18 protein-coding genes and 2 pseudogenes are annotated in these 21,853 nt (G+C 60.6%); 9 read left to right on the forward strand and 11 right to left on the reverse strand.

The genetic code is table 11. The features are described from left to right. Nucleotides 1-146: 146 nt before the first annotated feature. Nucleotides 147-407 (forward strand): annotated as a pseudogene (locus KW839_RS26400) (hypothetical protein); the annotation flags it as partial. 262 nt (nucleotides 408-669) lie between these two features. Here KW839_RS26400 and KW839_RS26405 read toward each other — a convergent pair. From KW839_RS26405 to KW839_RS27820, 3 genes and pseudogenes are all read right to left on the reverse strand, one after another. Beyond that, nucleotides 670-1,296 (reverse strand): glutathione S-transferase family protein, encoded by a 627-nt coding sequence (locus KW839_RS26405; RefSeq protein ID WP_060539949.1) that lies wholly within the window; start codon nucleotides 1,294-1,296, stop codon nucleotides 670-672. Nucleotides 1,297-1,737: 441 nt separating this feature from the next. After that, nucleotides 1,738-1,887 (reverse strand): hypothetical protein, encoded by a 150-nt coding sequence (locus KW839_RS26410; RefSeq protein ID WP_162237376.1) that lies wholly within the window; start codon nucleotides 1,885-1,887, stop codon nucleotides 1,738-1,740. A gap of 25 nt (nucleotides 1,888-1,912) precedes the next feature. Then, nucleotides 1,913-2,164, reverse strand: a pseudogene (locus KW839_RS27820) (MFS transporter); the annotation flags it as partial. Nucleotides 2,165-2,273: 109 nt separating this feature from the next. Between KW839_RS27820 and KW839_RS26415 the strand changes: the two are divergent. Then, entirely contained in the window at nucleotides 2,274-3,332 is a 1,059-nt protein-coding gene (locus tag KW839_RS26415; RefSeq protein WP_060539947.1) for an aromatic ring-hydroxylating dioxygenase subunit alpha, read from the forward strand. Between the two features lie 74 nt (nucleotides 3,333-3,406). Beyond that, nucleotides 3,407-4,357: a PDR/VanB family oxidoreductase gene (locus KW839_RS26420; RefSeq protein WP_060539946.1), complete on the forward strand. Its 951-nt coding sequence runs from the start codon at nucleotides 3,407-3,409 to the stop codon at nucleotides 4,355-4,357. A gap of 9 nt (nucleotides 4,358-4,366) precedes the next feature. Here KW839_RS26420 and KW839_RS26425 read toward each other — a convergent pair whose 3' ends face one another. The 4 genes from KW839_RS26425 to mhpT all read right to left on the reverse strand — a co-directional run bounded on the left by KW839_RS26425 (nucleotide 4,367) and on the right by mhpT (nucleotide 9,580). Then, the gene (locus KW839_RS26425) at nucleotides 4,367-5,080 is read right to left on the reverse strand and encodes a GntR family transcriptional regulator (RefSeq protein WP_060540164.1); all 714 of its coding nucleotides are present in this window, start codon (nucleotides 5,078-5,080) and stop codon (nucleotides 4,367-4,369) included. An 85-nt stretch (nucleotides 5,081-5,165) separates the two neighbouring features. After that, nucleotides 5,166-6,371 carry an OprD family porin gene (locus tag KW839_RS26430; protein WP_371318119.1) on the reverse strand — a complete coding sequence of 402 codons (1,206 nt, stop codon included), beginning with the start codon at nucleotides 6,369-6,371 and terminating at the stop codon, nucleotides 5,166-5,168. Nucleotides 6,372-6,478: 107 nt separating this feature from the next. Next, nucleotides 6,479-7,813, reverse strand: coding sequence for an MFS transporter (locus tag KW839_RS26435; RefSeq protein ID WP_060539944.1), 1,335 nt, complete (start codon nucleotides 7,811-7,813; stop codon nucleotides 6,479-6,481). A 549-nt stretch (nucleotides 7,814-8,362) separates the two neighbouring features. Further along, the gene (gene mhpT, locus KW839_RS26440; protein ID WP_060539943.1) at nucleotides 8,363-9,580 is read right to left on the reverse strand and encodes a 3-(3-hydroxy-phenyl)propionate transporter MhpT; all 1,218 of its coding nucleotides are present in this window, start codon (nucleotides 9,578-9,580) and stop codon (nucleotides 8,363-8,365) included. 332 nt (nucleotides 9,581-9,912) lie between these two features. On the opposite strand from mhpT, the gene KW839_RS26445 reads away from it, so the two are divergent. Continuing rightward, complete coding sequence (locus KW839_RS26445) at nucleotides 9,913-11,235, forward strand: OprD family porin (protein ID WP_082457464.1); 1,323 nt, start codon at nucleotides 9,913-9,915, stop codon at nucleotides 11,233-11,235. Between the two features lie 49 nt (nucleotides 11,236-11,284). On the opposite strand, the gene KW839_RS26450 is transcribed toward KW839_RS26445, so the two are convergent. Then, nucleotides 11,285-11,773 (reverse strand): MarR family winged helix-turn-helix transcriptional regulator, encoded by a 489-nt coding sequence (locus tag KW839_RS26450; protein WP_060539942.1) that lies wholly within the window; start codon nucleotides 11,771-11,773, stop codon nucleotides 11,285-11,287. 212 nt (nucleotides 11,774-11,985) lie between these two features. Between KW839_RS26450 and KW839_RS26455 the strand changes: the two genes are divergently transcribed. The 5 genes from KW839_RS26455 (at nucleotide 11,986) to KW839_RS26475 (ending at nucleotide 19,467) form a co-directional block, all read left to right on the forward strand. Further along, on the forward strand, nucleotides 11,986-12,816 hold the full coding sequence (locus tag KW839_RS26455; RefSeq protein ID WP_060539941.1) for a p-hydroxycinnamoyl CoA hydratase/lyase: 831 nt from the start codon (nucleotides 11,986-11,988) through the stop codon (nucleotides 12,814-12,816). A 109-nt stretch (nucleotides 12,817-12,925) separates the two neighbouring features. Beyond that, entirely contained in the window at nucleotides 12,926-14,374 is a 1,449-nt protein-coding gene (locus tag KW839_RS26460) for an aldehyde dehydrogenase (protein WP_060539940.1), read from the forward strand. 149 nt (nucleotides 14,375-14,523) lie between these two features. Next, nucleotides 14,524-16,413 (forward strand): feruloyl-CoA synthase, encoded by a 1,890-nt coding sequence (locus KW839_RS26465; protein WP_218425930.1) that lies wholly within the window; start codon nucleotides 14,524-14,526, stop codon nucleotides 16,411-16,413. Beyond that, nucleotides 16,410-17,651, forward strand: coding sequence for a thiolase family protein (locus tag KW839_RS26470; protein WP_218425931.1), 1,242 nt, complete (start codon nucleotides 16,410-16,412; stop codon nucleotides 17,649-17,651). Before KW839_RS26465 ends, KW839_RS26470 begins: the two co-directional genes overlap by 4 nt. A 61-nt stretch (nucleotides 17,652-17,712) precedes the next feature. Next, nucleotides 17,713-19,467: an acyl-CoA dehydrogenase gene (locus KW839_RS26475; RefSeq protein ID WP_218425932.1), complete on the forward strand. Its 1,755-nt coding sequence runs from the start codon at nucleotides 17,713-17,715 to the stop codon at nucleotides 19,465-19,467. A 347-nt stretch (nucleotides 19,468-19,814) separates the two neighbouring features. On the opposite strand, the gene KW839_RS26480 is transcribed toward KW839_RS26475, so the two are convergent. From KW839_RS26480 to KW839_RS26490, 3 genes are all read right to left on the reverse strand, one after another. Next, the gene (locus KW839_RS26480) at nucleotides 19,815-20,216 is read right to left on the reverse strand and encodes a biopolymer transporter ExbD (RefSeq protein ID WP_218425933.1); all 402 of its coding nucleotides are present in this window, start codon (nucleotides 20,214-20,216) and stop codon (nucleotides 19,815-19,817) included. 1 nt (nucleotide 20,217) lies between these two features. Beyond that, complete coding sequence (locus KW839_RS26485; RefSeq protein ID WP_218425934.1) at nucleotides 20,218-20,940, reverse strand: MotA/TolQ/ExbB proton channel family protein; 723 nt, start codon at nucleotides 20,938-20,940, stop codon at nucleotides 20,218-20,220. A gap of 88 nt (nucleotides 20,941-21,028) precedes the next feature. Further along, the gene (locus KW839_RS26490; protein WP_218425935.1) at nucleotides 21,029-21,838 is read right to left on the reverse strand and encodes an energy transducer TonB; all 810 of its coding nucleotides are present in this window, start codon (nucleotides 21,836-21,838) and stop codon (nucleotides 21,029-21,031) included. Nucleotides 21,839-21,853: the final 15 nt, after the last annotated feature.

Genomic DNA, 21,853 nt, shown 5'->3' on the forward strand with positions numbered 1-21,853 from the left:
GCTTAGTGCCTATGTCAGCAGGACACTGCTGCTAAGCTTATCCACAGTTGCTGATGCAAAAATCAGCAAACGGCCCTGGGTCAATTTTCAATCGGCAGGGTGGGTCAGTTTTCAATCAGCGCCAACAAGGAGAAGACTCAATACCGGTTTTTGTGGGGTTCAACGCACCGTTTGATTGGTCATTCGTGAACTATTACTTCCATCGGTATCTGGGAGAAAATCCTTTTGGTTTCGCTGCGCTGGATATTAAGTCTATGTATATGGGCGCGACAGGATGCAAATGGACGGATACTCGCTCCAGTAGAATCGCAGAGGCACTTAATCCGAAGCGAGAAGGCGATCATGACGCGCTACACGATGCCCTTTACCAGGCCGAGCTTTTTCGTCTTACTCGTAAGCTGATGTAAGACGAGTAATGCTTGTTCCACTATTTAGAGGAACAAGGGGACTGAATTATTTTTTTGGAATTATTTTTTCGAAAAAGTAATCTGTCTCCTTTGTTCGGCCCCCTTTGTTCGGTGGATAGCCTTGGTCGCGTCTCCCGTTAGTGCGTGACGGTGACGGTGGTCACGGTGTGCGCAACCAAGGCCAGGCTCTCTCTGTAACGTGACCTGTTGAGCGCTAGAAGACGCTTTATAGTGCAGGAACCACAGCCTGCGTATTTAGCACTCAGCCCGCGAACTTGTAAGCACCGCCTTTTTCTATCGCATTGATATATGCCGGCCGCGCCTGGAAGCGGTCGATCCAGGCCGATAGGCCAGGGTAGTTTTGCAGCATGCCTTGGGACTTCGCGAACTCGCCAACAAAGCTCATTTGGATATCCGCACCGCTGATTTCGTCACCCAACAAGTACGGGGTAAGTTTCAACGCGTTCTCCAGGTACCCGAGATAGTTGGCCAGTTCAGATTCGATTCGCGGCTGCAGCGGCTTGCCGGCCTCCCCAAGACGCCCGATGTAAAGGCTGAGCATCAGCGGCAGCATGGCCGACCCTTCTGCGAAATGTAGCCATTGCACATATTCGTCGTAGGTTGCGGTGGCCGGGTCAGGTTGCAAGCGGCCATCGCCGTGGCGGCGGATCAGGTAATCGACGATAGCACCGGATTCGATCAGCACATGAGGGCCATCCTGAATAACCGGTGATTTGCCCAGCGGGTTTATGGCTTTCAGTTCAGGGGGCGCCAGGTTGGTGTTAGCGTCTCTTTGGTAGTGCTTGATCTCGTAGGGCAGGGCCAGCTCTTCGAGTAACCAGAGGATGCGCTGTGAACGGGAATTATTGAGGTGGTGAACGATGATCATAAAGTTCTCTTAAGATGGAAGGGTGTGTAGGGACAGACTGTTCTGTCGCACTGTGGTTCTAAATGGTTGTCAGTTTGGGCTTGATCGTTTGGCCGTGCGAGCACCTCAGGCCAACCCGGTTACTGCTGCATCAGTGGTGTGTGGCGGTGTGCTGGATTGTCGCTCGGCAGGACTGCGTCGATGGCTGGGCCAACTCTTGGGCAATTTTTCGGGGGGGCTGAGCAGTGCGGGAATTCCTGGTTTGGCCCTTGAATTCAATTGCCGGTTCCCCGTTTATCCCCATGTAAACGTCATGATTACGGGCATAGTGTGTGTGGTGCACGCAAGATCAGCATTCTTAAAAAAACGTAATTTCCCGACGATATCACAATGGCATCGATGAAAAAGCTGTGTGATCGGTGGTTGCGTTAAACCCCGTCTACTGGGCGCACTCAATTGTTTTCACTCCGGCGTCATGAGCACCGCGAGCGTCATCTTGATTAATTCTTCATTCTTGTCGATGGCTTCCAGGGCGCCGCGCACATTGCCACCGACCTCGGTCGCACTGTGCTGCTCTACCCAAAGCGTCAGCTCCTTGATGGCAGCCTCCAAGGCAAGCTGGTTTTCGTTGATCTTGAAGGAACGGCAGGCGCCAGCCCCAGCTGCCCATGGCTTCGGCCGATAACGACGCCTCGAGGGCGTAGGCCACCACGGCGGCCGCGGCGAAGGCGGGAAAGGTCGACACCGGAATGAAGCTGCCGTACCAGGCGCGTTTATCCCTGGGAGCATGGTCCATCAGGTAGGCACAGGCCCCGGCGTATTTGCCGCCGGCGGAAAAGCTCTGGGCGCAACGGATCAGCGACAGGAGAATCGGCGCCGCCACCCCGATCCGGCTTTAATGGATCCATTAACGTCCATTGATCCGCAAAAAGCTTGACGAATATCAGTGTTATCCGATCAAATGGATCCATAAAAACAAGCCTGTCCCGGAGAACCCTATGTATCCGAAAAACACCTGGTATGTCGCCTGCACCCCCGACGAGATCGCTTCCAAGCCCCTGGGGCGGCAGATTTGCGGTGAAAAAATCGTCTTCTACCGTGGGAAAGAAGGCCGTGTGGCCGCCGTCGAGAACTTCTGCCCACACCGCGGCGCCCCTCTTTCCCTGGGCTATGTCGAGAACGGCAACCTGGTCTGTGGTTACCACGGCCTGGTCATGGGCTGCGATGGCAAGACCGTCGAAATGCCGGGGCAGCGCGTACGGGGTTTTCCGTGCAACAAGACCTACGCCGTTGAAGAACGTTACGGTTTCATCTGGGTCTGGCCTGGTGAGCAGGACAAGGCGGACCCTGCACTGATCCATCATCTGGAGTGGGCTGTCAGCGATGAGTGGGCGTATGGCGGGGGGCTGTTCCACATCAATTGCGACTATCGGTTGATGATCGATAACCTGATGGACCTCACCCACGAAACCTACGTGCACGCCTCGAGCATCGGCCAGAAAGAGATCGATGAAGCGGCGCCGGTCACCACCGTCGAAGGTGATGAGGTGGTCACCGCGCGGCACATGGAAAACATCATGGCGCCGCCGTTCTGGCGCATGGCCTTGCGTGGCAATAATCTGGCCGACGATGTGCCGGTGGACCGCTGGCAGATCTGCCGCTTCAGTCCGCCCAGCCATGTGTTGATCGAGGTGGGCGTGGCCCACGCGGGCAAGGGCGGTTACCACGCCGAGCCGCAACACAAGGCCGCGAGCATCGTGGTCGACTTCATTACCCCGGAAACCGAGACGTCGATCTGGTACTTCTGGGGCATGGCGCGCAATTTCAATCCCCGCGACGAAGAACTGACCGCCAGCATCCGCGAGGGCCAGGGCAAGATCTTCAGCGAAGACCTCGACATGCTCGAACAGCAGCAGAAAAACCTGCTGGCCAATCCCGAGCGTAACCTGCTCAAGCTCAATATCGATGCCGGCGGTGTGCAGTCCCGGCGCGTGCTGGAGCGCATCATCGCCCGTGAGCAGGCGCCCGCCGTCGAGCTGATTGCCACGGCCAACTAGCTCGAGCGCTAGGCCAGTCCACTCCCATTGATCCTGTTCACGGCCACCGCGGTGGCCGGCCTTGAAGGTGCGCCATGATTGAAGTCGTCGTGACATCCCGCAACAACGAAGCGCTGGATATCTGCAGCTACGAGCTGGCCTGTGCACAAGGCGGGCAACTTCCCGGCTTCAGTGCCGGAGCCCATATCGACGTGCACCTGCCGGGCGGACTTGTCCGCCAGTACTCGTTGTGCAATCACCCGCAAGAGCGCCATCGCTACCTGATCGGCGTGCTCAAGGACACTGCCTCCCGCGGCGGTTCCCAGAGCCTGCACGAGCAGATCAACAGCGGTGACCGCCTGTTCATCAGCGAGCCGCGCAACCTGTTCCCGCTGGTGGCTGAGGGGCAGCGCAGCCTGTTGTTCGCCGGTGGCATCGGCATCACTCCGATCCTGTGCATGGCCGAGCAACTGGCCCACAGCGGTGCCGATTTCGAACTGCATTACTGTGCGCGCTCCAGCGAACGGGCGGCGTTTGTCGAGCGCCTCAAAGGCGCTTCCTTTGCCGATCGCGTGCACCTGCATTTCGATGAACAGGCCGATTCGCGCCTGGATGCCGCCAAAGTCCTGGCCAATCCGCGGCCTGACCTGCACCTGTATGTCTGCGGTCCTTCAGGGTTCATGCAGCATGTGCTCGACAGCGCCAAGGCTCAGGGCTGGAGCGAAGGGCAGTTGCACCGTGAATACTTCGCCGCGGCGCCTGTGGATACCAGTGCCGACGGGTCTTTCCAGATCAAACTGGGCCGTAGCGGGCAGGTGTTCGACATTCCCGCCGACAAGACCGTGGTCCAGGTGCTGGAAAGTCACGGCGTAGAGATTGCGCTTTCCTGTGAGCAGGGTATCTGCGGCACCTGCCTGACCCGTGTGCTGGAAGGGGTGCCGGAGCACCGAGACCTGTTTCTCACCGAAGAAGAGCAAGCGGCCAATGACCAGTTCACGCCTTGCTGCTCAAGATCCAAGTCCAGGCTGTTGGTGCTGGATCTCTGACCCCACCGATCACTCGCCGCGGGCGATCACCTTCATTCGGTCGCCGTTGCTGATCGCCCCGAAGACCTCGGCGTAGCGCAGCGTTGCATTGGCGTGTTCACGCATGATGGCTTCCGCGCGTGCGCCCTGGCGGCTGACCAGCGCGTCGAACACCGAGTGGTGTTGCATGTGCGCGAAGTTGAAGCGCCGGTATTCGCGCACCAGGTCCTGGCGATCGATCGCCAGCGCCGACACGGAAGCGAAGGGGCGATGGTCGTTACGCGCCAAGGCTTCGCCAATTGCCGGGTTGGCGCTGCTGTCGACGATCACCTGGTGAAAGCGCATGTTGAGGTCATGGAACGCCTCGAGGTCTTCCTCCGTCACGTAACCCTTGTCGAACAGCGCATCGCCTTGCACCAGGCATTCGCGCAACGCCGTCTGTGCTTCTTCACTCAAGCCGCGTTCGGCACTCTGCCGCGCCGCCAGACCCTCCAGCACCCCGCGCACCTCCACGGCGCCGGCGATATCGTCGGCACTCACCGAGCGCACCTGATAACCCCGCCCGCCATGGCGCACCAGCAAGCCTTCCTGTTCCAGGGTGAGAAAGGCCATGCGCACCGGCATGCGCGAGACGCCGAAGCGTTCCGCCGTCGGGATCTCCATCAGCCGTTCGCCAGCCGCGAGCTCGCCAGAAGCGATCATTTTGCGCAGTGCGACCAGCACCATTTGACCCGGTTTGCTCATGCAGGCGACTTCCAGAAGTTGGTTCGCCATAGTAGCGCAAGGAGGAGAGAGATGCAGGGGCGACAAAGCGCCCCTGGCGGGAGGATCAGAGGGACAGGGGGTAGCTGACGATGATGCGGGTCTGATCGAAGTCGCTGTTGAAGCTGCGACGGTTGGTGGCGTTGTTGACCCGCAGGCTGAGGTTTTTCAGCGGGCCGCTTTGCAGGGTGTAGCTGACCTCGGTGTCACGCTCCCATTCCTTGCCATTGCTGCCGGCCTTGGTGGTGGCGTTTTCACCGTGACCGTAGCGGGTCATCAACAACAAGCCGGGGAGGCCGACGGCGGCAAAGTTGTAGTCATAACGCGCCTGCCAGGAGCGCTCGTCGGCGTTACTGAAGTTGCCGTTGAACATATCGTTGCCCAGGGTCCGCCCGCTGCTGCCATACACCGACATCCAGCCGGTATCGCCGCTGACCTTTTGCAGCCCCAGGTACAGGGTATGGCCACCCAGGTTGGCCGAGAACAGTCCGTAGGCGGTATGGCTTTGGACATTGCCGATCAGGGCGCTGCCGTCATCCTTGTCGTTGAAATAACCCAGGTTCGCGCCGAGGGTCCAGTCACCGACTTTCTGTTTATGCAGCAGGTTCAGATAGCTTTGCTGATAGATGTCTTCGAGCTGCGAGTACCAGGCGCCGATCAGGGTCTGTTGTTCGTTGAAGCGGTATTCGGCACCCGCATAGTTGAAGCCGTCCGACTTGACGGTGGGCGCAGCCCATGCCGAGAGGTCTTGCATGTCCGAGGAGTTGCGCAGGCTCACCGAGGTGTATTGACCGCCCTGCAGGCTCAGGCCGGTAAGCTCCCGGGATACCAGCATGGCGCCCTGGAAGGTCTGTGGCAGCAGGCGACCGTCGTCGTAGCGCAGCAGCGGAATATCCGGCATGAGTTCGCCGAGCATCAGCTCGGTGTCGGAAATACGCATTTTTGCCGCCAGCCCCGCGCGCCCGTAGTCGTCGGCGGAGCGACCATCGTCATGCACCGGCAGCAGCTCCGAACCGCTGCGTTGCGGGCCGCTGTCGAGCTTGACGCCCAGCATCGCGATACCGTCCAGGCCAAAGCCGACAACGCCCGGGGTATAACCGGAACTGAACTTGAGGGTCGCGCCCTGGGCCCATTCTTCGATCTTGCTCTTGCTGGCGCCGGGATCGTTGAAGTCCCGATTGAAGTAGTAATTTCGCAGCGTCAGGCTGGTCTTGGAATCTTCGAAAAAACCGTTGCTTTCAGCGTGTGCCGAAGGCATCAGGGCAAGCGCCATTGCACCGCCGAGCAGGGCCCGGGGAGGGAGAGGAAGGTAATTCATTATTGTTGTTTTCCTGGAGGATGGACTCAGTAGCGAGGGGAGGGCCTCGCTACCGCTTTGATTCAAGCCTGGCTGGGTTGGCCGGCAGGCTGCGCCGGGGCGTTGGGCCGCAGCTGCAGCAACACGGCGGCGGCAATCACGAAGACCACGGCAAACACCCCATACAGGTGCAGTGGCTGCCACCCGCTGTCCAGCAACAGGCCGGCGACGGTGGGCGACAGGATCGCGCCGATGCGCCCGATACCGATGCCCCAACCGACCCCCGTGGTGCGCACGGAAGCGTCGTAGACAATCGGCGACAGCGCGTACAGGCCTGCCACGCAACCGTTGGCGAACAAGCCGATCAGCAGGCCCAGGCCGAGTGCCATGGATACCGATGACGCGGAGCCGACGAACAGCACCAGCAGGCCCGCGGTAATCAGCATGAACAGCGACAGCACCCGGGTCAGCCGCCAGCGCGAGGCCAGGCCGCCAATCAGCGCGGCGCCGAAGATGCCGCCTACGCTCAGCAGCACGCCGCCGCTGATGCCTTGCTGTGCCGAAAGCCCAGCCGAGACCAGCAGCTTCGGCGTCCAGCTCATCACGAAGTAGAAGCCGAACATCACCAGGAAGAACAGCAGCCAGATCAGCAGGGTGGTGCGTCGCGAATCCGGCGAGAGCAACTGCGCCAGGCGGCCACGGCCTGAAGTCGGCGCGGAAAGAGCCATGGGCAGTTCGCGCAATGGAGGCTGGCCAAGACGTGCGGCCAGGCGATTGATGCGTGCCAAGGCATTTGCGGGACGACGGGCGATCAGGAAGTCCAGCGATTCAGGCAGGTACAGCAACACCAGGGGAATCACCGCAAGGGTCACGGCGCCACCAAAGATGAACACCGAACGCCAGCCAAAGTGCGTCAGCAGCCACACCGACAATAGCCCGCCCAAGGTCGCGCCCAAGGCATAACCGGTGGACTGCAAACTCACCGCCAGTCCGCGCCAGCGCTTGTTGGCATATTCGCTGGCAATCACGTTGCTGCTGGCCAGGATTCCGCCGATCCCCAGGCCGGTGAAGCCACGAAGCAGCGCCAGTTGCAGGGGCGTCTGGCTCAGGGCCGACAACAGCATGCCGGCACCCGAGAGCAGCAGGCAAAACAGAATCAATGGTCGACGTCCATAACGATCCGCCCACGGCGCAATGAACAAAGAGCCTGCCGCCATGCCAAACAATCCGGCACTCAACAGCAACCCGATCTGCGCGCCGCTCAAGCCCCATTCGGCAGACACCGAGGAGGCCGTGAAAGCCATCACCAGCACGTCGAAGCCATCGATCATGTTCAGGACAATACAGATACCCACGGCCAGCCATTGGAAACGCGCCATGGAATGCTCATCTACCACGCTCTTCAGATCCACACTCATGGCTTGCCCTCGAGATGAGGCTGGGCAATGGTAAAGCGAGAAAGGCACACGAAGCTGGGTGCAAGCCGAAGCTCGAACCCGATTGAGAAGTTACTCATCACGACACCCTTGTTATTTTTATGAGCGGGCAGGCGTTTTACCTGACACCGAGTGGCGCCAGTCAATCGTTTTATGGATCCATTGAAAAGTGGTTGTTAGAGGATTTTTATCTGATTTTTAATAAATTAAGATAAAATCGTTTAAAAACAATCAGTTATGAACTACTAAAGTGTTCGATTATCGGTCATTTCGTAAATTTTTCTGCAAAGGATCCAATATAAGGGTGTGAGGAGCTCATGGGGTAGACCCCGGGACATGCTTTGCGTTTCAAGCCGCAGCACCGCAGACCAGCGGTATTCGCTCCAGGCTTTGGCGTTTGATCGATTCGAGACTTTGTAACTACACACGCCCAATCCCGGTGCACGCTGGCACTGGGAGAGGACGGCGGTTGTGGAACCGGCTCTTGCTCAATGTGATTTCGCGAGAGGGTTGAGAACTTCGCAGTGATGCTCAGTTGGCGGTATTCAGTGATGCTTCAGTGGTCGAACTGGAGCGTGCGATCACGGTGATAATCGACAAGGCTGCGATCACCAGCCCGGGTGAAGTCGCCAGCAGCACGCCGGTAGTGCCGGCACCGGCAGCAAGGATCTGCCCAGCGGCCAGAGGGCCTGCCACTGAGCCCAGGCGCCCGATGGCCACGGCCGCGCCGACGCCGGTGGCGCGCACTGCGGTCGGGTAGGTCGGTGGCGCCAGGGCGTAGAGCACCAGTTGCGCAGCCATGACGAACAACCCGGCGGCAAACCCGGCGATCGACATTGGTACGATTCCGATAGACAGGCCCACCCCGGCCAGCGCCGCCAGCAACCCGGCATACACGAACAGCACGACCTTGAGGCCGTTACAACGGTCCAGAAGCAGGCCGCCGAGCAGCGACCCGAGGGCGCCACCGATATTGAACAGCATCTGGATCATGCCCGCCTGGGGTTTGCTGAAGCCCTGTTCCAGCAGTAATGATGGGAGCCAGTTGAGCAGCATGTACATCACGGTCAAGGTGAAGAAATAGCTTAGCCACAGGGCCAGGGTGTTGCGTGTGCGGCCTTCGCCGAACAGCGCCTGTGCGCTGGATGGCCGCAGGCTGCCAGTGGCTGAATGTTGCTCGCGGAATGCAGTGGATTCGGGCAGCAGTAGGGCCATCAGCGGCACGACCAGCAAGGGCACCAGGCCCCCGATGATGAAGGTGGTTTGCCAGTGTTCACTTGAAAACATCGCCACCACCGCCGCGAGCGCTCCGCCCAGGGGCACGCCGCAGTACATGACACTAATGGCGGTGCCGCGGTTGCGTTCGCTTACGGCTTCGGCGCACAAGGCGATCAGGTTGGGCAGGGCGGCGCCCAGGCCCAGACCGGTCATGAAGCGCACCAGCAATAGGCTGGAGTAGCTCTCGACATAGGCGGTGCACAGGGAAAACAGGCCGAACAGCAGTACGGCACTGACGAGGATTTTCTTGCGGCCGATGCGATCGGCGACCCAGCCGCCAAAAAACGCGCCGGGCAGCAGGCCGATGATTCCGGCGCTGAACACCCAGCCCATCATCTTCGGGTCCAGGGCAAAACTCTGGCGCAGTCCGGCGGCAGCTGTGCCGGCGGCCTGCAGATCGAAACCCTCGATCAGCGCAACGATAAAGCACAAAGCGATTGTCAGCGTCGAACGACGCGATGGGCTGTCCATGGGTGGAACCTCATTGTTGTTTTTGTTGTGGAGTCGAGCCGTCCCATCGCACGGGGTACGCTGAAGATGGCTGCTGGCGAATAAGATAACAAAGATAACTAAAAAATGAATCGCCCTATGAAAATCATAAAAATCGGTAGTTAAGGCTTATAAATCAACTACTAAGATCTGGAAAATGCGGATTGCTGGAAAATAGATAATAATATTAATGTTCGATTATCGGTCATTTGCCATTGACAGCGGTTGCTGGCTGTTTCCATTCTCTGTCCGCGAAGCCGGCTGCACTGGGCTCTGCCGGCGGCACAAACAACAATAAAAAATGGAAATCGAACATGCCAAATCTCCCTGCGCACGACGTTGCAACGGCGTCTGCCACCTGTGTGCCCGGTATCAACCGAGGGTTGGTCCTGGCGCTGCTCGGCTTGAGCGTTCTACCCACCCAGCTGCGCGCCGGGGGCTTCATCGAAGACAGCCATGGCACCTTGACCCTGCGTAATTACTACCTGGATCGCCAATACAAGGACGATGGCGCCAAGTCCGCGGCCCAGGAGTGGGCCCAGGGTTTCATCATGAACATGGAGTCGGGGTTCACCCCGGGGCCGCTGGGTTTTGGCCTGGACGTTCGCGGGCTGATGGGGGTCAAGCTCGACTCCGCGCCGGACCGCAGCGGCACCGAGTTGCTGCCGGTGTCGGCCAGCGACAATCGGGCGGCGGACGAGTACTCGCGCCTGGCCCCGACCGCCAAGCTGCGTTTTGCCCAGACCACGGTGAAGTCCGGGGACGTGTCGATCTTCCTGCCGTTTGCCTTTGCCAGCCCCTCGCGACTGCTGCCACAAACCTTTCGCGGCACCATCCTGAGCTCCAGGGACTTCGATGGGCTGACGCTGAACACCGGTTATATCGATCGCATCGACAAGCGCAATTCCACAAACTATGAGGCGATGACCATCGCGTCGCCCAACCGGCGCTTCAACGCCACTGCCACGACCTCGCACATGGCCTATGCGGGGGGTGATTACCAGGTCAGCAAGACGCTGAGCCTGCGTGCCTATCACGTCGAGGTGACTGACTTGTACCAACAGGACACCTTTGCCTTGCTGCATGAGCTGCCGCTGGGAGGAGGTGTGTTGACCAGCGACCTGCGCAGTTTTTTCAGTCGCGAGGATGGCAGCGCCAAGGGTGGTGAAGTGGACAATCGCAACGTCTCGGGGATGTTCAGCTACCGATACGGCGGACACAAGCTGGGCATCGGTTATATGCATTCCACTGGCGAATCGGCGACGCCCTACATCTCCGGGACAGAGTTGATGGGCATGAGTGAGATGACCATGGCGTCGGACTTTCTCAATGCCAAGGAGCGCACGTGGCAGGCCATCTATGACTATGACTTCGCAGCGTCCGGAGTGCCCGGGCTGAGGGGCCGCTTGCGTTATTTGCGCGGTGACAATATCGAGATGGCGGCCTTCAACGCCGAGGACCGCAAGGAGCGCGAGTTTCAGATGGAGTTGGGCTATGTGGTGCAGAGCGGTCCGCTGAAAAATGTCGCACTGGTGGCGCGCAAGGCGATCTACCGCAACGATTTCCCGACCGGTGCGGCCTTTCGTGATGAAAACCAGACCCGCTTCCTGGTGACCTACACCTTACCGATCTGGTAACCCCGCAGTCCTGCAAACGCCTCACCGGCACGTCCCTCTGGGGCGTGTCTCACTCCTGATAAATCTTCTTCAGCAGGCGCAGCAGCTCTTCCCGCTCCTGATCGTCCAGCGCCGCGGTGGCGTCCAGGTCGCTTTGCGCGGCGATCTGGTTCAGCTCCTTGAGCAGGGTCTCGCCGGTCTTGCTGAGGAAGATCCCGTACGAGCGCTTGTCAGGCTTGCACCGCACGCGCACCGCCAGCGCACGGCTTTCCAGTTTATTGAGCAGCGGCACCACCTGGGGCGGCTCGATGGTCAGAGCCCGGGCCAGATCGGCCTGCATCAGGCCGGGGTTCTGGTTGATGATCGCCAGGGCGGAGAATTGGGCAGGTCGTAGATCGTGGGCCGAGAGGCGGCCAATCAGGTTCTGGAACAGCTTGAGTTGTGCGCGGCGCATGGCGTAGCCGATCAGGTCGTTCAATGCCGAATCGAGTGGTGCCTGCATCTCGGCGCTGGTCGACGCTGCCTCGATCGTCTCGGCGAGGGGGGAGGGCTTGGCCATTGCAGGTGAGTCCTGAGGATTTTGGGTTAACAAGGCTATCTATTTTGCCGGCGTTGACCGGTGATTGCTATGGCCAATGTTGGTTGGCGTTCGGAGGGTGGGCGCTTACAGTGTGACGGAAACAGATTAATATTATTAATAGTTAATTGACATAACTAATTGGCCGGTTTAATTTCCAGTCATCTTCAAACCAAGAACAAGAGAGCATCGTCATGAGCAATTACGAAGGTCGCTGGACAACGGTCAAAGTGGAAATCGAGGAAGGCATCGCGTGGGTCATCCTCAACCGCCCGGAAAAACGCAACGCCATGAGCCCGACCCTGAACCGCGAGATGATCGATGTTCTGGAAACCCTGGAGCAGGATCCGGATGCCGGTGTCCTGGTGTTGACCGGTGCGGGCGAAGCCTGGACGGCGGGGATGGATCTCAAGGAGTACTTCCGCGAAGTGGACGCCGGCCCGGAAATCCTGCAGGAAAAAATCCGTCGCGAAGCCTCGCAATGGCAGTGGAAACTGTTGCGCATGTACGCCAAGCCGACCATTGCCATGGTCAACGGCTGGTGCTTCGGCGGCGGCTTCAGCCCTCTGGTGGCCTGCGACCTGGCGATCTGCGCCGACGAAGCGACCTTCGGCCTGTCGGAAATCAACTGGGGCATCCCGCCGGGCAACCTGGTCAGCAAGGCCATGGCCGACACCGTGGGCCATCGCCAGTCGCTCTACTACATCATGACCGGCAAGACCTTTGGTGGGCAGAAAGCCGCCGAGATGGGCCTGGTCAATGAAAGCGTACCCCTGACGCAACTGCGTGAAGTTACCGTGGAGCTGGCGCGTAACCTGCTGGAGAAAAACCCGGTGGTGCTGCGTGCGGCCAAGCATGGTTTCAAACGTTGCCGCGAACTGACGTGGGAGCAGAACGAGGATTACCTGTACGCCAAGCTCGATCAGTCACGCCTGCTGGACACCGAAGGTGGTCGTGAGCAGGGCATGAAACAATTCCTCGACGACAAGAGCATCAAGCCTGGCCTGCAAGCGTACAAGCGCTGAGGTGCTGCGGTAGGTAGCCCGGCGCATCCCGCTACTGGCGGTTGCGCCCTGGTGCTGCGGTTACACCGTTCTTATGCATTCCCGATAAAGACTATAAAGAGGAATCACCATGCTGGACGTGCCCCTGCTGATTGGCGGCCAGTCGTGCCCCGCCCGCGACGGTCGAACCTTCGAACGCCGTAACCCGGTGACCGGCGAGTTGGTGTCGCGGGTTGCCGCCGCCACCCTGGAAGATGCCGACGCCGCGGTGGCCGCTGCGCAGAAGGCGTTTCCCGCCTGGGCCGCGCTGGCCCCCAATGAACGCCGCACCCGTTTGCTCAAGGCAGCCGAGCAATTGCAGGCGCGCAGCGCCGAGTTCATCGAGGCGGCGGGCGAGACCGGTGCCATGGCCAACTGGTATGGGTTCAACGTGCGGCTGGCGGCCAATATGCTGCGTGAAGCGGCGTCGATGACCACGCAGATCAATGGCGAAGTCATTCCCTCGGATGTGCCTGGCAGTTTCGCCATGGCCCTGCGCCAACCCTGCGGCGTGGTGCTGGGCATCGCGCCCTGGAACGCCCCGGTGATTCTCGCCACCCGCGCTATCGCCATGCCATTGGCCTGCGGCAACACCGTGGTGCTCAAGGCCTCCGAGCTCAGCCCTGCGGTGCACCGCTTGATCGGTCAGGTATTGCAGGACGCCGGCCTGGGCGATGGCGTGGTCAATGTCATCAGCAACGCGCCAGCGGATGCTGCGGCGATTGTCGAGCGGTTGATCGCCAACCCGGCGGTGCGCCGGGTCAATTTCACCGGCTCGACCCATGTCGGACGCATCGTCGGCGAACTCTCGGCGCGTCACCTCAAACCGGCCTTGCTGGAACTGGGAGGCAAGGCACCCTTGCTGGTGCTCGACGATGCCGACCTGGACGCCGCGGTAGAGGCGGCCGCCTTTGGCGCCTATTTCAATCAGGGGCAGATCTGCATGTCCACCGAGCGTCTGATCGTCGATGCCAAGGTTGCCGATGCCTTTGTCGACAAGCTGGCGGCCAAGGTCGCCACCCTGCGCGCGGGTGACCCCGCGGCTGAGGGCTCGGTGCTCGGTTCGCTGGTGGACGCCAGCGCCGGTACGCGCATCAAGGGCTTGATCGACGATGCCCTGGCCAAGGGCGCGCGCCTGGTGGTCGGTGGGCAACTGGACGGCAGCATATTGCAGCCGACCCTGCTCGATGGCGTTGACGCGAGCATGCGCCTGTACCGCGAGGAGTCCTTCGGGCCGGTGGCCGTGTTGCTGCGCGGTGAGGGTGATGAAGTGTTGCTGCAACTGGCCAACGATTCCGAGTTCGGGTTGTCGGCGGCGATTTTCAGTCGCGATACCGGGCGTGCCCTGGCCTTGGCCCAACGGGTCGAGTCGGGCATCTGTCATATCAACGGCCCAACCGTGCACGACGAGGCGCAAATGCCGTTTGGCGGGGTCAAGTCCAGCGGCTACGGAAGTTTCGGCGGTAAGGCGTCCATCGAGCATTTCACCCAGCTGCGTTGGGTTACCTTGCAGAACGGACCGCGGCACTACCCGATCTGAACAGGCGGGCGATTGACTTTCCCGTAAGTCAATCGCCCGCGTGCAAGGCCGAAATAACAATAACAAGGCTGCAGCCAATGGCTGCCACGCTATCAGTGAGTCACCTTCGGGTGGCTTGGGTTTAGCGTGCCTCGACGGAGTACAAGCACTTGAGTTCCGAATTCAGTTTACAAACCCAAGCCAATGTCCAAGCCGGCACACCGCGCTATCGCCCCGTATCCATCGGTTGTGCGGCGGTCGAGGTGACAGAGCAGCATGGCGAACTGCACATGCGTTCCCTGGAACCCTTGGCCGAGTTGCCCAGGCGCTTGCTCGACCGCTTGGTGCATTGGGCCCGGTTGCGTCCTGAGCAGACCTTTATCGCCGCCCGCCAGGAAAACGGTGAATGGCGTCGGGTGAGTTACGCGCAAATGCTTGACAGTGTCCGGGCGATCGCCCAAAGCCTGCTGGGCTATGGTCTGTCGGCCGACAAGCCCCTGGTGCTGCTCTCGGGCAATGACATCGAGCATTTGCAAGTGGCCTTCGGCGCCCTGTATGCGGGCATTCCCTACTGTCCGGTGTCGCCGGCCTATTCGTTGCTGTCCCAGGACTTCTCCAAGCTGCGCCACGTGTGCGAGTTGCTCAAGCCAGGCCTGGTCTTCGTCAGTGATGCCGCGGCGTACCAGCGCGCCATCGATGCCGTGATACCGGCGGATACGCCACTGATCAGCGTCCGTGGTCAGGTCGAAGGTCGTCGCCAGGTGAGCTTTGCCAGCCTGCTTGAGCAACCGGGCGGCGCCGAGGCTGAAGCCGCTTTTACCGCCACCGGCCCGGACAGCATCGCCAAGTTTCTTTTCACTTCCGGCTCGACCCGGCTGCCCAAGGCCGTGATCACCACCCAACGCATGCTCTGCGCCAACCAGCAGATGCTGTTGCAGACTTTTCCAGTGTTCGGTGAAGCGCCTCCGGTGCTGGTGGACTGGCTGCCGTGGAATCATACGTTCGGCGGCAGCCACAACCTCGGCATCGTGCTCTACAACGGCGGCAGTTTTTACCTGGACGACGGCAAACCTACCGCGCAGGGATTTGCCCAGACCCTGCGCAACCTCAAGGAAATCTCTCCCACCGCCTACCTGACCGTGCCCAAGGGCTGGGAAGAACTGGTCTCGGCCCTGGAACAGGACGCAGAGCTACGGGAGTGTTTTTTCAAGCGCGTCAGCCTGTTCTTCTTCGCCGCTGCCGGACTGTCGCAAAGCGTCTGGGATCGCCTTGACCGGGTCGCCGAACAACACTGTGGCAAACGAATCCGGATGATGGCGGGGCTGGGCATGACCGAGGCCGCGCCATCCTGCACCTTTACCACCGGGCCCTTGTCCATGGCCGGTTACATCGGCCTGCCTGCGCCGGGTTGCGAGGTCCGGTTGGTACCAAAAGACGGCAAGCTGGAAGGGCGCTTCCGTGGGCCGCACATCATGCCCGGTTACTGGCGTTCACCGCAGCAGACCGCCGAAGTGTTCGACGAACAAGGCTATTACTGTTCCGGTGATGCACTCAAGCTTGCCGACCCGGATGACGCGCAACTGGGGCTGATGTTCGATGGGCGCATCGCCGAAGACTTCAAGCTGTCTTCCGGGGTGTTCGTCAGTGTCGGGCCGCTGCGTAATCGTGCGGTACTGGAGGGCTCGCCGTATGTCCAGGACCTGGTAGTGACCGCGCCCGATCGTGAATGCCTCGGAGCGCTGGTGTTCCCACGGTTGTACGAATGTCGCCGCATGGCGGGGCTGGCGACCAGTGCCAGCGACGCTCAGGTGTTGGCAAGCACGCCGGTACGCGAGTGGTTCGCCGATTGGTTGCAACGGCTCAATCGCGAAGCCAGCGGCAATGCCAGTCGCCTGGAGTGGATCGCGTTGCTCGACGAGGCCGCGTCCATCGATCGCGGGGAAATCACCGACAAGGGCTCGATCAATCAGCGTGCGGTGTTGCAGTGGCGCGCGGAGCAGGTCGAGGCCCTGTATCGCGGGCTCGATCCGACCATCCTGCGGGCTGGGGCGAAATCTTGAACACAGAAGGGCAGTACTCGGCCTTTGCCGATGCGGCGATTTTCGAAGCGGTGCGAACGCCGTGGGTGGACCTCGGTGGCGCACTGGCCGAGGTTTCGCCGATCGACCTGGGCATCAAGGTCGGGCGCGAAGTACTGGCTCGCGCGGGCGTCGATCCGCTGGCGGTAGACAGCGTACTGGCGGGCTCCATGGCCCAGGCCAGTTTCGATGCCTACCTGCTGCCACGGCATATCGGTCTCTATAGCGGCGTGGCGCAATCGGTTCCGGCACTGGGCGTGCAGCGTATCTGTGCCACCGGATTCGAACTGCTGCGCCAGGCTGCCAGGCAACTGGATGACGGTATGCAACTGGCGCTGTGCGTGGCCACAGAATCGATGTCACGGAATCCGATTGCGGCCTATACCCATCGTGGCGGTTTCCGTCTTGGCGCCGAGGTGCAGTTCAAGGACTTTCTTTGGGAAGCGTTGTACGACCCAGCCCCCGGGATGGACATGATCGCCACCGCCGACAAGCTGGCACGGCGCTATGGGCTGAGTCGCGAAGCCGTGGACGCCTATGCCTGTGCCAGTCATGAGCAGGCGTTTGCAGCGCAGCAGGCAGGGTGGCTGGCGCCTGAGATTGTTGCTGTGGGTCCCCAAATCTTTGAACTTGAAGGTTATCAATCTCGCAGTATTCGCTTGCCTCGGGGCGTCGACTCGGTGAGTGAAGACAGCCACCCACGACCGGCAAATCTCGCCGCCCTGGTCCGGCTGCGCGCGGTGCACGAGGGTGGCGTACAAACCGCCGGAAACAGCTGTGCGGTAGTCGATGGTGCGGCAGCGGCGCTGGTCGGACCTGCTTCGGCTAGCCGCAATACACCGTTAGCCTTTCTGCGGGCTAGCGCTGTGGTGGGGGTGGCGCCGGAGTTCATGGGTATCGGTCCTGCACCAGCGATTCGTCTGTTGGCGCAGCGCAGCGGCTTGAGCCTGGATCAGATCGACAGGTTTGAAATCAACGAAGCTCAAGCCGCCCAGGTCCTCGCCGTGGCTCAGGAGTTGGAATTGGACCGCTCCCGTCTCAACGTTCAGGGCGGCTCGCTGGCCCTCGGTCACCCTTTGGCTGCCAGTGGTCTGCGCTTGGTCTTGACCTTGTCCCGCCAACTGCGCGAACACAACCTGCGCTATGGGATTGCCGCGGCCTGTGTCGGCGGCGGGCAGGGCATGGCCCTGCTGATCGAGAACCCGACCTGGCGCGCCTGAGGCATCAGTAGCCCGCCCGTAGCGACGGATGTCACCTGTTCACTACCCTATGAGGTTTCACATGTGGAGCTATCAGGCGCCCTTGCGCGATATGCGATTTGTTCTTGAGTACTGGCTGCAGGCGCCCGAAGCGTGGCGTCGAAGTTCGGTATTCCAGGCGCTGGATTTGCCGCTGGCCGTGCAGGTGCTGGAGGAAGCTGGGCGTTTCAGCAGTGGCGTCCTGGCGCCGTTAAACAGCATTGGCGATCGTCAGGGTTGCCGCTTGGCTGAGGGACGGGTCACTACTCCGGATGGCTTTTGCGACGCGTATCGGGCCTATGTCGAAGGCGGTTGGCCGGCCCTGGCCTGTGCCGAAGCGCTGGGTGGACAAGGCTTGCCGCAGGTGCTCGACGCGGCGTTGCAAGAGATGCTTTACGCCAGCAACCACGCTTGGGCCATGTACACCGGCATCGCCCACGGCGCCTATCTGTGTTTGAAGACCCACGCAGCCGCGTGGCTGCAGGAGCGCTATCTTCCCGAGATAATTAGTGGCGAAACCTTGGCCACCATGTGCCTGACTGAGCCCCAAGCGGGCAGTGATGTCGGCCTGCTACGCTGTCGCGCCGAACCTCAGGACGACGGCAGTTATCGGCTCAGTGGCAGCAAGCTGTTTATCTCGGGCGGCGAGCACGACCTCACCAACAACATCCTGCATCTGGTGCTGGCTCGCGTGCCGGGAGCGCCAACTGGCAGCCACGGGATTTCGCTGTTCCTGGTGCCGAAGTTATTGAATCAAGGTCAGGCCAACGGCGTGGCCTGCGACGGTATCGAGCACAAGATGGGGATTAGGGGCAGTGCCACCTGTTCCCTGGTGTTCGAGGCGGCCCAGGGTTGGTTGATTGGCGAGGTCAATCGTGGCTTGAAGGCGATGTTCGTGATGATGAATTCAGCACGCCTTCACGTAGGTCTGCAAGGTCTGGGGCACAGCGAAGCGGCCTGGCAGAACTGCCGTAGCTACGCCAGTGAGCGCCAGCAGATGCGTGCACCGTTAAGACCGGCCGGGGTCGTGGCGCAGGCGGCCGATCCGATCCACTACCATCCGGCAATGCGCCGCGTCCTGCTCGAATTACGCGCCACCAGCGAAGGCATGCGCGCTATCGGCTATTGGGTCGCACACCTGTTGGACCAGGCCGAACATGACCCGCAGCTAATGGCTCGGCAACAAGCCGGGCAACTGGCGCAACTGCTAACGCCGATCATTAAGGCGTTTTTTACCGAACAGGGTTTTCGCCAAGCCAGCAACGCCTTGCAGGTGTTTGGCGGCTACGGTTACGTCACCGAATTTGCCATCGAGCAAACCCTGCGCGACAGCCGTATCGCCATGATCTACGAAGGTAGCAACGAGATTCAGGCCAACGACCTGCTGCTACGCAAGGTATTGGGCGATCAGGGGCAGGCTTTTGACCTGTTGTTGGCGCAATTGCGCGAGGAGTCCAGGCTGGGCGCCGAACTGCCACAGTGCGCCGGCTTTGCTGCACAACTGGTGAACCTGTGTGGTGAGCTTCACGTGCTGGTTGGCGAGGTGCGTGAGATATCACTTGAAGATGTTGAGTACCCATATCGAGCTGCAGGGAATTTCCTTCAGCTTTGCGGCCTGACCTTGCTTGCGCTGGCCTGGGCACGGTCGGCACGGGTCTCGCAGCAATTGCCTGAGGACGATCCACTGCGCGCCGTCAAACGGGAAACAGCGGGGTTCTTTTTCAGCTACCTGCTGCCCCAGGCCGAGCAGCACATGGCCGCGGTGCGTGGGGCGCGAGCAGGGTTGGCGTTTATTTAAGGGTCGGTAAAAGACCCAAACGGACGCCGAAGTGCCGCCAGGCGATGGCGATGGCGGTCAGCGACGGTTGCGGGCTTGAATGATCGCGGCTTTCGATACGCCAACGCGCCGGGCGATTTCAGTGATGGTGCATCGCATGAGATGAAACTGGCTTTCTCACTGGAGGGACCGAGGAGGCGCTGCATAAGCTCCAGGTTAAAGGCGGCATCGAAGTAGCCATGGCCACCGATCACTCCAACCGCATGTTCCATTGCCTGGAACATGCGGGTCGATCTGCTGAGAGACTCAATTCTTGTTCTTCATCGGATCGCCTCCGGAAGAACGTTACGCCTCTGGCCACCGATCAACTACTTCGCCGTAATCACCGACAGTTTTGTAATCCCGGCCCGCTCGATCGACGCCATGGCACGGGCTACTTCGCCATAATTCACACCGTTGTCGGCCTGCAATTGCACACGGACTTCGGCGTCCTTGGTCTTGGCGGCCTTGAGGTTGGTTTCCAGCAAATCCGGCTGGATTTCATCCTTGTTGATGAACACCTTGCCCTTGTCGTCGATGCTCACCACCAGCGGGTCTTTCTGTTCCACTGGCGCGACCGACTCGGTTTTCGGCAGATTGATCGGAATCGCGTTGGTCAACAGCGGCGCGGTGACAATAAATACCACCAGCAGCACCAACATGACGTCCACCAAGGGCGTGACATTGATCTCGCTGAGCACTTCATCGCTGTCTTGTGTAGAGAAGGCCATATCAGGAGGCCTCCTTGACGTTCTGCCCGGCGACGGTGGCGCTGGACTTGCTCAGTACAGGATGCCGCAGCACGCGGAATGAATGCTTCTGCGCCAGGCTGTAGAAGTCGTGGGCGAAGTCATCCAGATCTGCCGCCGTCAGCTTCAGCCGACGCAAAAAGTAGTTGTAGACCAGCACTGCGGGTACGGCGACGGCAATCCCGACACCGGTGGCGACTAGCGCGGCACCAATGGGCCCGGCCACGGTTTCCAGGCTCGCCGAGCCCGCCGCACTGATCCCTTTCAACGCTGACATGATGCCCCAGACGGTGCCGAACAGCCCGATAAAGGGCGAGGTACTGCCGATACTGGCGAGAATGGCCAGGCCACTTTCCAGCGAACGCCGTTCACGTACGATCTGCTGGCGCAGGGCACGTTCGAGACGGTCCTGATGATTGATCGACTGGCTGAGGTCGGTTGCCTGGCTGTCACTGACCTGAATCGCCGCATAACCGGCCAGCGCGACGCGAGCAGCGGCCCCCGGCAGGCTGTTGGCGGACTCGGTTGCTGATTCAAGGCTCGAAGCGGCCCAGAATTGCTTGTGGAATTTCCGATCCTGGGCCTTGAGCCGGAAGAATTGCAGTCCTTTAAGCAAGGCCAAGCCCCAAGTCGCGACGGAAAAAAGGATCAACAGCCAGATGACGGCATGTTCGATGGATTCGAAGGGGGATGCGAGTAGATTCATGGTCTTCGTTCTCTGATATAGGTTGCTGAGTCGCGGCGCTCCTTTTGTGGGGTGGCCCGCTGTTGCCAGGGTGCAGGGGTCTTGATTGCTACTTGATCTTAAAATCTATGGGCACGCTGACCCAGCCATCCTGGGCGACGTTGCCTTGTTTGGCCGGGACGAAACTCCAGCGCTTGACTGCGGCCAGCGCCGCGTCGTCGAGTTGATCGCGGCCGCTGCTTTTCTGGATCTGGATTTCACCCGGTTTGCCGCTGGCCAAAACATGCACTCGCAACAACACCGTGCCTTGCCAGCCGCGACGCATCGCCACTGACGGATATTCCGGCGCCGGGTTGTGCAGGTACCCTGCGTTGGCGGACGCAGGGGTGATCGGTAGCGGAGCAGGTGGGGCCTCTGGGGCTGGCGCAGCGACCGGTTGTGGCGGAGCGGGTGGGGCAGGTTGCTGCGCCACGGGTTTGGCTACCGGTTTGGGCACCGGTTTGACCACCGGCTTGGGCTTGGGAATCGGTTTAGGCGGTGGCGGTTTCACGGCCAATTCGTCCTCCACCGGTGGTGGCGGTTCGACCACCGGCTGCACAATCGGCTCGGGCGCAGGAGGCTCCACCACCGGTGGAGCCGGCTGCGAGAATTCGATGGTCATCGGCGGAATCTCCGGCGGCACCACGGGCAGTTGCGGCGTTGGTACCTGGTTGACCCAGACAATCACTGCGCCATGCAGCACCAGCGCAAACACCCCGAGCAAGGCCACTTCGCGGCGGCTCAACACACGCTTGGGCGTGCTGTGCAGACGTGACTGCGACAGGGGCTCGCGGAAGACCCGGCCAAGCTCGAGCAGTTCGCCGGGCCTGGGGCTTTGGAATACCTGTGGCAGCGTTGTGGGGCTCTGGACATTGCCCATTTGTGTACTCCTGTG

The organism is Pseudomonas sp. PDM31 (assembly GCF_019218965.1).
Classification (GTDB): domain Bacteria; phylum Pseudomonadota; class Gammaproteobacteria; order Pseudomonadales; family Pseudomonadaceae; genus Aquipseudomonas.